Annotated in this window: 11 protein-coding genes; 5 read left to right on the plus strand and 6 right to left on the minus strand. The window is 59.7% G+C overall.

The annotated features are described in order from the left end of the window. Nucleotides 1-70: 70 nt before the first annotated feature. Nucleotides 71-1,456: an aspartate aminotransferase family protein gene (locus K0P03_RS30505; RefSeq protein WP_272791573.1), complete on the minus strand. Its 1,386-nt coding sequence runs from the start codon at nucleotides 1,454-1,456 to the stop codon at nucleotides 71-73. A 506-nt stretch (nucleotides 1,457-1,962) separates the two neighbouring features. On the opposite strand from K0P03_RS30505, the gene K0P03_RS30510 reads away from it, so the two are divergent. The 5 genes from K0P03_RS30510 to K0P03_RS30530 all read left to right on the plus strand — a co-directional run bounded on the left by K0P03_RS30510 (nucleotide 1,963) and on the right by K0P03_RS30530 (nucleotide 5,934). Then, nucleotides 1,963-2,571 carry a GntR family transcriptional regulator gene (locus tag K0P03_RS30510; protein WP_037409032.1) on the plus strand — a complete coding sequence of 203 codons (609 nt, stop codon included), beginning with the start codon at nucleotides 1,963-1,965 and terminating at the stop codon, nucleotides 2,569-2,571. A gap of 466 nt (nucleotides 2,572-3,037) precedes the next feature. Further along, nucleotides 3,038-3,532 (plus strand): GNAT family N-acetyltransferase, encoded by a 495-nt coding sequence (locus K0P03_RS30515; RefSeq protein WP_272791574.1) that lies wholly within the window; start codon nucleotides 3,038-3,040, stop codon nucleotides 3,530-3,532. 251 nt (nucleotides 3,533-3,783) lie between these two features. Then, nucleotides 3,784-4,137: a hypothetical protein gene (locus K0P03_RS30520; protein ID WP_272791575.1), complete on the plus strand. Its 354-nt coding sequence runs from the start codon at nucleotides 3,784-3,786 to the stop codon at nucleotides 4,135-4,137. Between the two features lie 80 nt (nucleotides 4,138-4,217). After that, complete coding sequence (locus tag K0P03_RS30525; protein WP_272791576.1) at nucleotides 4,218-4,745, plus strand: hypothetical protein; 528 nt, start codon at nucleotides 4,218-4,220, stop codon at nucleotides 4,743-4,745. Between the two features lie 163 nt (nucleotides 4,746-4,908). After that, complete coding sequence (locus tag K0P03_RS30530) at nucleotides 4,909-5,934, plus strand: DUF3829 domain-containing protein (protein ID WP_272791577.1); 1,026 nt, start codon at nucleotides 4,909-4,911, stop codon at nucleotides 5,932-5,934. A 331-nt stretch (nucleotides 5,935-6,265) separates the two neighbouring features. Here the strand turns inward: K0P03_RS30530 and K0P03_RS30535 are convergent, their stop codons facing one another. From K0P03_RS30535 to K0P03_RS30555, 5 genes are read right to left on the minus strand one after another with little or no spacing between them, the layout of a single operon-like run. Continuing rightward, nucleotides 6,266-7,030, minus strand: coding sequence for an ABC transporter ATP-binding protein (locus K0P03_RS30535; RefSeq protein ID WP_272791578.1), 765 nt, complete (start codon nucleotides 7,028-7,030; stop codon nucleotides 6,266-6,268). A 3-nt stretch (nucleotides 7,031-7,033) separates the two neighbouring features. Then, entirely contained in the window at nucleotides 7,034-8,776 is a 1,743-nt protein-coding gene (locus tag K0P03_RS30540) for a dipeptide/oligopeptide/nickel ABC transporter permease/ATP-binding protein (RefSeq protein ID WP_272791579.1), read from the minus strand. After that, nucleotides 8,769-9,731, minus strand: coding sequence for a nickel ABC transporter permease (gene nikB, locus K0P03_RS30545; protein WP_272791580.1), 963 nt, complete (start codon nucleotides 9,729-9,731; stop codon nucleotides 8,769-8,771). Before nikB ends, K0P03_RS30540 begins: the two co-directional genes overlap by 8 nt. Before the next feature lie 5 nt (nucleotides 9,732-9,736). After that, nucleotides 9,737-11,269, minus strand: a complete 1,533-nt coding sequence (locus K0P03_RS30550) for an ABC transporter substrate-binding protein (protein WP_272791581.1) — start codon at nucleotides 11,267-11,269, stop codon at nucleotides 9,737-9,739. 1 nt (nucleotide 11,270) lies between these two features. Then, nucleotides 11,271-12,029: a (2Fe-2S) ferredoxin domain-containing protein gene (locus tag K0P03_RS30555; RefSeq protein ID WP_272791582.1), complete on the minus strand. Its 759-nt coding sequence runs from the start codon at nucleotides 12,027-12,029 to the stop codon at nucleotides 11,271-11,273. Nucleotides 12,030-12,060 lie beyond the last annotated feature (31 nt).

The following is a 12,060-nucleotide window of genomic DNA, read 5'->3' on the forward strand; positions in this document are numbered from 1 at the left end:
GAAGGGCTCTCCAGGTGTTGCGGATCGCATGAAAAAGGGCGCCGTAGATGAGACGGCACCCCTTTTTTGTTCAATTCAGACCTTCGGTGGCGCACCAGTGTGCGGTGTCGTCGAGGGCCTTGCGCAGGCGGTTCACGGTCTCGTTCACCTGCTCCTCGTTGATGATGAGCGGCGGGCAGAGCGCGACGACGTCGCCGATCGCGCGCACGACAAGGCCGTGGTCATGCCCGGCCGCAAAGGCACGTGCGCCTGCTTTGCCGGCAGCAGCGAAGGGGCGGCGCGTTTCCTTGTCCGCCACCATCTCGATGCCGGCGATAAGACCGGCGCCGCGCACTTCGCCGACCAGTGGATGATCGGCGAGCTCAGCCAGACGCGTCTGGAAGATGGCACCAACGCGGGCAGCGTTGCCGACGAGATCGCGCTCTTCGATAATCTTGAGGTTTTCCAGGCCGACGGCAGTTGCGACCGGATGGCCCGAGGCGGTGAAGCCGTGGCCGAAGGTACCGATCTTTGCCGTGTTGTCGGCAATCGCATTATAGACCGCTTCGGTGAAGACGATGGCGGCAAGCGGCATGTAGGATGAGGTCAGCTGCTTGGACATGACCATGATATCCGGCGTGAAGCCGTAATATTCACAGCCGAAGGTTTTGCCGAGGCGGCCGAAGCCGCAGATCACTTCGTCGGCGACGAGCAGGATATCATACTTGCGGCACAGCGCTTCGATGCCCTTCCAGTAGCCGGCCGGCGGCGGCATGACACCGCCCGCCGCCATCAGCGGCTCGCCGATGAAGGCGGCTATGGTCTCCGGGCCTTCCTCGAGAATGACGGCTTCCGCTTCGGCGATCAGGCGTGCGGCGAACTCCGCCTCGGTCTCGCCCGGGAGGCCGAAGCGATAGTGGTGCGGGCAGGTCAGGTGGCGGACCGGAATCGCCGGCAGGTCGAAATCGCGATGGTTGTTCGGCAGGCCCGTCAAGCTGCCGGCGGCGATGGTGATGCCGTGATAGCCGCGGGTGCGCGCCAGGAACTTCTTTTTCTGCGGCCGGCCAAGCGCGTTGTTCATGTACCACACCATCTTGATCATGGTGTCGTTGGCTTCCGAGCCGGAGCTGGTGAAGAAGACGCGGGTGAGGGGCTCCGGCGTCATCTCGATGATCTTCTCCGACAGCCGGATAGAGGGCTCGTGCGACTTGTGGCTGAAGGTGTGGTAGTAGGGCAGCTTGGCCATCTGATCGGCCGCAGCCTTCACCAGGCGGGGTTCGTCGAAGCCGATGGCGACCGACCAGAGGCCTGCGAGGCCTTCGATATATTCCTTGCCGGCGTCGTCATAGATGTAGATGCCCTTGCCGTGGTCGACGATCATCGGGCCCTGGCGCTCGTGAGCGCGGGCATCCGTATAGGGATGCAGGGTCGTCGTGATGTCCGCATGGGCGAGGGAATTGGAGAGCTTGCCGCTCATAGTCTGTTCCTCCTTGGGGCTTGGCCGCAATGGCGGAGCCCTGGCGGCGACACGAGGCCGCCGCCGCTTGCATGTTTGTGCTGGTATCCTTGCAGATGACCGTTCGGAAAACCGGAGGCGGCGCGACAGGCGCCCGCCTCCGGCGATGGCGACAACACGCCCCGTCGCATCCTGGAACGCGCCGGAATCGACCCGGTACGGTCACGTCGCCGGATGAGGCGGGGGTGAACTCGACAGAATCGGCCCGGGTGCACCAACACGTCGTCACCGCACGGGTGAAGCTTGTCGGGCGGACCCTCATGGCCGGGCTGCTTCCGGTCGAGGAGAGCGAGTTGAATTTCCGTCTAGTGTTATAACAAAAATACCATGCCCTGCCATGTTTTTCGTGTCAAGCCGTGTGTTTGATGTTATGACGGGCCACGCACACAGGGAGAGCCTATTTGACACGTGGTGAAGCACCCTTCGGTGGGGCGAACGCGCCGGAACTGTCTCCAGTATCGCGGGACATGCTGCACGAGCAGATTTACGAGATGCTGAAGCGCAACCTCATGATGGGACGTTTCACCCCCGGACAGAAGCTTCCCCTGCGCGGACTGGCAAAAAGCCTCGGCACCAGTCTGATGCCGGTTCGCGATGCACTCCAGCGGCTGGAAAGTGTCGGAAGTGTCGTCTCGACGCCCAACAGAACGATGATGGTGCCGATCTTCACCACCAAACAATTGCAGGATATCCGCACCCTGCGCTCGATCCTCGAAAGCGCCGCGCTCGAACTGGCCGTGGTCAACCGAACGGATGAAGAGCTTGAAAAGTTGAAAGCCCACGTCGCCGATATTTGTCGCTCGGCGGAAGTTGACGATCTCGATCTTTTTCTCGAAGCCAACTACCACTTCCACATGCTGATTGCCGAAATGAGCCGGCTGTCCTTCATCGGCCAGCTTCTGGAGCCGCTGTGGATGCATATCGGCCCGTCAGTCCGTCACTCGGTGCCCAACAAGACGCTTTTCTACAGCTCGGCGCAGAACCATAAGGATGTTTACGACGCGATCGTTGCCGGGGATGCCAAGGCCGCCAACGCGGCGCTGCAGAGGGATATTTCCGAAGGCTACAACTTCTAAAATACTTTTCAGCCGATTGGCTATGTGAGTGCAGGTAAGCGAGATGGCGCCACAGGCTTGGTGGTGGCTCTCCATCTCTAGACGCTGACAAGGCGCCGGGGCGGATTTCATCTTTACGCCGCCGATCCCGGCGTTCGGTTGGGGCCGCCGTCGACCGTTCTTCCGCCAGTTGGGAATGGTCCCCGCCGATGGCCTTTCCAACATCACCGCATGGAGGCAGTCATGCGGCAAATCGGTTATTTCCATTCTGCTGCATCCGGCTTCGCCAGGCAATTCGCCACGCCCGTTGCAGGGTGAGGACTACGGCATTTGCTCCGCACGGAGGGAGATTGCCGGACTGGATGAGCGCGAAATTGGTCTGGCTCGATTCTTCAAATTGGTGGGATCTATCCCATCCAATCTTGGTAAGACGCTCTGGAAAATTCCGGCGTAAACGCCGTGTTGACAGAGACAGGAAGACTTATCGATGACCGAACAGACCAACCCAAAGTGCCAAACCGTGAGCGCAGTTACATCAGAACCGGTTGAAATCCGCGCGGTGGCGCCGATGGATGAAGCGGCCTGGAGAAAGCTCTATCGGGCCTATGCGGCCTTCTACAGGGTGCCGATGACGGAAGATGTTCTCGACCGGACATGGGCCTGGCTGCGTGACCCGGCGCACCCGCTCGAAGGGCTTGTGGCCGTGACGGGTGAACTCGTCGTCGGCTTTGCACATTACTGGCCACAGCCGAGACCGTTGCTTGGGCGGGATGCCGGGTTCTTGGACGATCTTTTCGTGGACCCGTCACAGCGCAGTCGGGGTATCGGGCGTCTGCTTCTCGAGGCGCTGAACGAAACGTCCCGCGCGCGCGACTGGGCGATGCTGAGTTGGGTAACAGCGCAGGACAATGCGACAGCGCGCCGACTGTATGACGACGTCGCAAAGGCGGCGAACTGGGTTACTTATGAACTGACGCCCTGATCCGGCCATTGTCTGTGGCCTACCTCTCCCGGTACAGGCAACGACGCGCCCAATTTTCTGGAAAGGCCATGCCTTGAGAAACGGTGAATGGCGAATCTCCCTAGAAGGCAATATTGCGCCCTGCCACTAGCAAATGGCAGAACCGGGCGTTCTGAAGATTTTGAGCTTCAGAACGCCCGGTTTGAGAGGCGCAAGAGTGTAAGTCAAAACAAGCCAGAAACAAAACGATTGAGGATCAAGAATTGAGAGTAATGACAAGAAGCGTATTTGCCGGCGTTATCATGCTTGTTTCAGGTTCCGGCGCCTTCGCCGCGCCGACATACCTGACCTGTGAGTTTGCGGACCCGACGGGAGAACCTCAGGTGTTCAATTTCGCTCTCGACGAATCCGCCAGGACATTCGGCGTCTATGTCCCGGCTTCTGGAAGCCAGAGAACCGCGGAGGGTACGTTTGCCGATGGAAAAGCCAGCCTGAATGAGGGGGCTGTTGCATGGGAAATCGATCTCGCAAAGGGCGTTGTCATTCGCGACAAGCGCATGGTTGGCGAGAAGGACAGTGGCACTTGCAAAACGATTTCAGCGGAACAAAGCGGCTTTGACGAGTAATTCTTCGCCCCGCTCGGCAGTTTTTTGGCTGCATACGAAGATGACAACAGATAAACAGCTCAGTTAAGCCGTGAACATAAATGGAATCTGAACTGAAACTCTACCAGAAAAAGCAAAAGCTCATGCTGGGAGGTCTTGGTGTCGCCGCGCTGCTTACTGCTCTGGTTGTCGTTCTGATAAGTGGTCCCGATCCGAGCTCGGTTTTTGGGCCACTGCGGGTTCCAGCGATCTTCTATCCCCTGGGGCTCGCGGGTCTAGCGCTCACACTCTATCTTTTGCGGTTTGCGATCACCAGTCTGCGCAATCCAGCACCAAGGGTGATCTCGTCTGCACATGGTGTCACTGTTGACGGCTTTTCCGGACGCTTTCGTGCTCCATGGGAAGAGATCAAAGGCTACACCGTGAACTGCCAATCCACCTATGTGCTGCATCTCAAGGATGCTCAGGCGTTTCTTGAAAGGATACCGCCTGGCCGAGCCAAGGAAACCGCTCGGGCATTGGTGGGAATGTTCGGTAGCCCTTTGCTGATCGAAACCAAGATGCTCGACGTCGAGACCTACACGATCGAGGCGTTCCTTGGAAAGTATACTCAGGAACTGGGGACTTGATCGGGAAACGGTCTTGCCTTTTGCGAGAATTATGGAAGGTACGGAGTCAAACAAGGTGCCTGCCGGCACCGGCAGTAGTTCTCATCAACAATGGCTTGCCCGAGAGGGCATGCCATTTATGCGTCGGTAGTGGTGCCGATGATTGTTGCATACAGGGTTCGAAATGAAAAAAGTCACAAGTATTGTCATCCTGGGAGCGCTCGGTGCTTTTGTCGGAGCTTACGCGACGGGAGGGTTCAACGCATGGCTGCCGCAGGAGATGAAAGTCGGGGTCTCGAGCGCATCCTTGCTCGGCGATGGTGAAGTGGCATTGAAGGAGCAGGACACGCAGTTGGAGGACAAGCTGCAGCCGGTCATCGGCTGCCTCAACGACGTGGCCAGCCCGTTGCGCGATCATGCCCAGACCTATGTGAACGAATATCCGCACCTTGCGGCAACACCCGGGGCGACAAGAATTGCCGCCAGCTTCAAAATCCAGGTGTATGAACAGAACAACTCTATATCGCGTGAGTGTATTGCCGCTCTCAGGGGCGCCATCACCATGACCCCGGCCGACGCGGGGCTGGATGATCCGGGCAAGATTTTTGCCGATACGCTGGAGCAGCTCATTCCCGTCATGAATGAGGTTGATCTCTATTACAGCCGCAAGGACAACATTGATGACCACATGAAGAAGGGCGGGGCGCTCAATGAGCAGATCATGCCGCTCTTCACGACGCTTTTTGATGCGGAGGACAAGCTCAGGGAGATCGTTTCAGAGCGCAACCATACACTGCGCGAGAAGCGACTTGTCGCTATTGAGCAGGCATTCGGAACGGAGAATTTCGGCTGGCACACGCTCAACGTTTCCCTTTCCGCCCGGCGTGCCATCGACGGCATCAGCAATCTTGCCGCGACAGGTCAACTGGATACGCAGTCGATAGAGAAGGTCGAGCAGGCCTATCAGGCCGCTCTCGACAAGGCCGACGCCTTTGCCAAGGCACACCCTGACACCAGAACGAAGCTCGGCAACACGCCCAAATGGTTTGCGTCGTCCAGTGGCTTCAACACTTTTCTGGTCGGCCTGAAGGATTTCCGGAGATTGCTTGCGGGCAATCCGGACCAACAGGCCATCGAGGCTCAGCTTTCCAAGCTGCAGGGTGACTACAACAGCATGATCCGAAGCTACAACATGATCCCGGATGTCTGACAAGGCAGGTGCCCTTGCGCCTTCCGCAGGCTGGAAGGCGCATACTATCCGCTACCTGGCTTTCAGGCGCCCGTCAGGAAACGTGCCACTGCCTGGCGGGCCGGCTCCCCGCCATCCGTAGTCTTCAGGGCACGCAACCGCAAATCCTTGCCAAGTGTCCCAGTCATCGTCTACCCCGCCAATGTGGCTGTTGGGGCAGATACCGACCACAACGTCCAGTCGCTCTCGATCCATTGATACCCGATGGGTTCTAAAGCATAGCTTCGCCACAATGAAAATCTGGCTGAAACTCTTCAGCGCCCTTTCTCCATCAGCCGAATTTTTGCTTCCACTATTTCGGTTCGTGCTGCGTGTATGGCGGTGGCAGAACATCGCGGAGCAAGCCCTGGGTGTAGGTGTGCGTCGGATGGACAAGGATGCTTGCGGCATGTCCCGTTTCCACCACTCGTCCTTCATTCAAGACGACAATTTTCTCGCATAGGTCTCCAGCCACCGCGAAATCATGGGTGATCAGCAGATATCCGATGCCTGCGGACCGATGGAGTTCCATCAACAGTTCGATCAGCCGAGCCTGTACCGAAACATCGAGCGCAGACAGCGGCTCATCGAGGACGAGCAAGGCGGGATCCGGTGCCAGAGCGCGTGCCACGCAGAGCCGCTGGCATTGGCCGGTGCTGAGTTCGTGAGGATAACGATCCAGTAGATTGCCGCTTAACGTCACGCGATCGAGCAGGGCCGTCAGGCGCGCGCCGCGAGCTGAACCTTCCTCACTCGGCGTCCAATTGTCGAGGGGTTCGCTGAGCAGTTGGCGCACGGTCCAGCGTGGATTGAGGCTGGACCGTGGATCCTGGAAAACAGCCTGGATTTCGCGCGATGCGGTCCGGCGAACGGTGCGTTCTGCAAGGGAGCGGCCGCGCCAGCTCATCTGACCGGCATCGGGGCGTTCCAGCCCCAGGATGCATTTTGCGATGGTGCTCTTGCCGGAGCCGGATTGCCCGACCAGTCCAACGATCTCGCCGGCGCCGACCTTGAAGGATACCTCGGTGAGAATTTGCTGTTTCCCATAGCTCTTGGAAAGGCGTTCGATGGTCAGCATGGGTCACGTTCCATAGGCGCGAAGTGGCTGCAGTTGGCGGCCGGGTACGGCGGCCAGTAGCTCCCGGGTATAGGCGTGGCTCGGCCGGGTGAAAATCTTGTTGGCGAGCCCCGTTTCGACCATTTGCCCCTCGCGCATGATCACGACCCGGTCGGCTACCCGTGATACGACCCGCAGGTCGTGGGAGATGAACAGCAATCCGAGACCATAGAGAGACTGGAGTTCGCGCATAAGGTCTAGGATGCGAACCTGAGTCGATACATCGAGCGCCGTGGTCGGTTCGTCGGCAATGAGCAGGCGTGGCCGGTTGACGACCGCCATGGCGATCACGACGCGCTGGCGCATGCCGCCGCTCAGTTCGTGGGGAAATTGGTCGATGACGCGATGTGGCAGATGGACTTCATCGAGCACTTCCCGCAGTCGTCGTTCAAGTTCGACACGTGAAGGCGCCATGTGGACTTGCACAACCTCCCGAATCTGGTCGCCGATGCGCAAGACCGGATTGAGGGCAGACAGCGGATCCTGATTGACCAGCGTCACCGTCCTCCCGCGCACGTTTTGCCAGTCGTCCCACGACCAGCCGGCGGTGTTTTTTCCGAGTAGGGTTACATCGCCATCTGTCAGAGCCAGCGGCGGGCGGGTCAACCCAAGGGCCAGCGTCGCGAGCGTACTTTTGCCGGAGCCGCTTTCGCCGATGAGGCCGACGCACTCGCCGGGCTCTACGTGAAGGCTGACGTTATCCAGAATGCAGCGGCCGAAAAATGGCGAACGTCGGTCGGCCACCTCCACCCGTACATTGGCTAGGCTGAGTACCGGTGTAGGCAGAGCATGATCCGGTTGAACAGGGAAAGGTTCCCTAGGCCGGGATCGAAATGTCGGCCATACGATCCAGCTGCGCGGGCCATGAACGGTGCGGCTTTCGACACTATCCCGCACGACGTCGCCAAAGTAGTTGACCGAGAGCACCACGAGGAAGAGCGCTATCCCCGGAGCCAGAACCAGCCAGGGTGCGATCTCCATGCTCGCCCTACCGTCATTGAGCATCGCGCCCCATTCCGGAGCGGGAGGAGGCACGCCAAGGCCGAGAAAGGAGAGAGCGGAAACGGCAAGGATCATGTTTCCGATATCGAGCATGCCGAGGACGAGGATTGGACCGACCAGGTTGATAGCGATATGCCGAAACAGGATCTTCCAGGTGGGTGTACCCATGCAGCGAGCAGCGGCGACATAACCTTCCCGGGATATCTGCAGCGTGAATCCACGGATGATCCGCGCGTAGGCAGGCCAAGCCACCGCCGAGACGGCAATGACCAGAGGCACAATCCCGCCCCCCATCAAGGCTGCGACGGCGATGGCGAGAACCAGGCGCGGAAAGGCCAGCAGCACGTCGATGAGTTTGGTCAGTACGAGATCGACCACGCCGCCGAAGTAGCCGGCTGTGATGCCCACCGAGACGCCAATCGTCATGACAATGATGACGGCGATCGCACCGACCATGAGCGACGTCCGGCCGCCGTAGAGCAGGCGGGTGAAAACATCCCGCCCGAAATCGTCCGTACCCAGCAGGTGGGTGGCGCTTGGCGGCAGCAGCACATCGCGGAAGTTCGTATCGATCGGACTTGCCTTGCTCAACAGAGGAGCGGCCAGCACCATCGCGACAATCCCGACCATGACGAGCAAAAGCAACAGGCCAAGAGGATCCCGCTTCAGGTTGATTACAAAGCGGCGAAGAACGCGATCAGCCATGGTTTCCCTCCTCCACTCGCACGCGAGGGTCGAGGAAGCGATAGAGCATGTCGACCGTGAAATTGATGATGACGAACATGGTGGCCATGATGAGAGTGAACCCCTGGACGACGGGGTAGTCGCGGCCGCTGATCGCCTCGATGACGTAGCGCCCGATCCCGGGCCAGGCGAAAACAGTCTCGACCACGGCCGCACCGCCAAGCAATCCGCCCGCAACCAGGGACGCGGAGGTGAGGACCGGGATCAGCGCCGGCCGCAGAGCGTGGCGAAACAGGAGTATGCCGCGCGGCATACCCTTCGCCTCGGCCATCAGCATGTATGGCTGCGACAGGGTATCGAGAAGGCTTGCCCGTAACAGCCGTGAGGTTGCAGCGGCAATGCCGGTTCCGAGCGTCAGGGCCGGCAGAATGATGCTTTCCGGCCTTTGCCAGCCCAGTGCCGGTAGCCAGCCCAGCTCGATCGTAAACAGGTAGATGAGCAGGACGCCGAGAAAAAAGCTCGGCATCGACTCGCCGATCAGGCTGAGAAACCGGGTGACGTGATCCACCGGCCTGCCGGCATAAAGACCGCCGAGGATGCCGCTTGGAAGAGCGATTACGAACATCACGAGCAGCGACGTTCCAGCAAGGGCCAACGTTGCCGGGAGACGAACGGAGAGCTCGTCGACGATCGGCTGGCGGCTGCGCAGGGAAGTGCCAAGATTGCCCGATACGACACGGCCGAGCCATTTGACATATTGTTCAGGCAACGGGTCGTTCAGCCCCATCTGCTCCCGCATCTGCTGAATGTCGCCCTGTGTGATTTGTGCGGAATCGAGACCGGGCTCGACCATGGTGAGCAGCACGGCCGTCGCGGGGTCGCCCGGGATGAAGCGCAGCATCAAGAAGATGACGACGGTAATCCCGAGCAGAACCGAGAGGCCGGCAAATGCCCGCTTTACGGCATAAGCCAGCACGAACCCTACTCAGCCTTGATGAACATCGAAGGTGTGATATCGCGCGGGCGCTCAGGATCTACCCCTCCGACTTTTACACCCTGCGCAATAGCAATCAGCTCGGAGTTTGCTACGTAAAGCAATGCATGGTCCTGCATGACCCTGTCCTGGATCTGGCGAGAGAGTTCGAAGCGTTTTTCCGGCTCGAGTTCGGTTCGCAACTGGTCGATGAGCGCGTCGACCTGCGGATTTGCATATTTCTGCCAGTTCTGAACGGCGTCCGAACGGTAAAAGCTCGCAAGCTGCCCATGAAGGTCGCCGGTCGCAGCGCCACATGAACAATAGGTGGCAATATCGAAGGCTCCGTCGAGCATGATCTGGTTCGAAGCCGTGGGCTCGACCACTTGCAGCTTGGTCGCCACGCCGATCTTGCGCCATTGCGCCTCCAAGGCGATAGCGACAGTTTGCCACCAACCATAGGTCAGAACAGAAAATTCCAGACGCTTGCCGTCCTTCACGCGGATACCGTCAGCGCCCGGCTTCCAGCCAAGCTGGTCGAGAAGAACGTTCGCCTTTTCGACATCGGATGCTTGCTGTGTCTTGATGGCATAGGGCAGGCCGGCCGGAAAATGCCCGGTGGAATAGGTGGCGAAGGGAGCCATGACCCCGTCCACGATTTCCTTCCGGTCTACACCGAGGCTCAAGGCTTCGCGGAGCTTCGCATCCTGCAGCAACGGGTTGCGGTAGTTCATCCAGATGTTCCAGTTGGTCTGATTGACGGCCGGAAACTGAAACTTCTTGCTTCGGATGTAGGACCGGCGCTGCTCGAACTGGACGTTGGCGTCCATATCCGCTTCGCCGGATTGCAGGGCGAGATACCGGGTCTGGGGATCGACGACAAAGCGTGCCTCGAGGCGCTTCAGCTTCGGCTTCTCACCCCAGTATCCGTCGAAAGGCTGAGCGACGACCAATTCGCCGGGCACGAATTGGGTCGGCTTGAAGTAGCCCGAAAGGTCGGCTTCCATCGCATACTTGTCGCCGAGTTCATCAGCCTTGGCAGCGTTGTGGATGCCGATTGTGACGGTCTTGAACAGGAAGGCGGGATCCGCCGCCTGTGTGCGGATCTCAAGCGTTGTTGGCCCGACTGCCTTGAAGGTTGCTCCCTTGAGAAGCGAACCGGCGCGGGTGTTTTTTGCCTGGTGACGCTCGAAAGACGCCTGAACGGCCGCCGCATCGACTGCTGCGCCACTCCAGAATTTGGCATTTGGCTGAAGCTCGATGCGCCAAATCGTAGGCTCGACCATCGCCCAGCTCTTGGCAAGCGCGGGGATGAGCGATGCACCGTCGAGGCTGGCGTGAACCAGTGGTTCGGCGAAGCCGTTGTTGATGATCCGTTGTGCATCGATATTGATGGGATCGAGTGAGCGCGGCATGTTGGCGGTGACAAGGCGCAACACCTGCTCGTCCGCCGGCGCCATATCCGCGGCAAAAGCCGCACTCATCAGCCCAGTGCAGGCAACCACGAGCGCTGCTATCGCAGCACGCGGAACGTATCCCATCTTATTCTCCCATCGGGTTGGATTGAGGACAGCTGGCGCGGAGGCGCTGCTTGCGTCCGTTTGGTTCATAGGCGTGTTCGCTGGCAACACGGCCTTCGAGAAGGTGCTCGGAAATAATGTGGTCGAGGGCGGCCTCGTTGACGCCGCCATAGTAGGTGCCTTCAGGCCAGACCTGGACGACGGGCGCAAGATTGCAAGGACCAAGGCAAGTGGACTTGGCGGACATCGTGCCTTCGCCCGTCACGCGCAGCTTCAGCCGTTCCTGCTCGTTACGCAGATGCCCCCAGAGCACATCCGCGCCTGCCGAGTTGCACGGGCCGCCTTCGCAGACCAGCACGCGTCGCTTCTGCGCCGGCACGAGCGAACCTTCGGTCACGGCCTCGGGCGGAACGGGAACAGGTGCGTCCGGCCCCTCGGCCAACAGTTCCGAGAGGACGGCAGGCATCAGTGTGCTGCGCGCAACGTCCCGCGCTATCGCCACCGGCGGCCATGGCCGGTTGGATTCATGCTGCCAGCGCTTGAGTGATTTTGTCAGCCAGATGTGGAAGCTCGGTTCCATCGGCAACACGAGCGGCAAGATCGTGATGGCATCGTATTGCCCGTCCAGCAGATCATGAAGTGCGTCACGGAGCGACGGGCGACCCTGTTCCGAAAACGCGGAAATAACGCGACCGACGCCTGCAAAGGCGGCCACGATGTCGGCAATTCTTGCCATCTCCTGGTGCGGAGCTGCAGCGAAAGCCGCCTTGGCCAGAACCACGATCGCACGACCGCGGCGCCGGCTCTCCGAA

It is taken from the genome of Shinella sp. HY16 (genome assembly GCF_028534175.1).
Classification (GTDB): Bacteria; Pseudomonadota; Alphaproteobacteria; order Rhizobiales; family Rhizobiaceae; genus Shinella.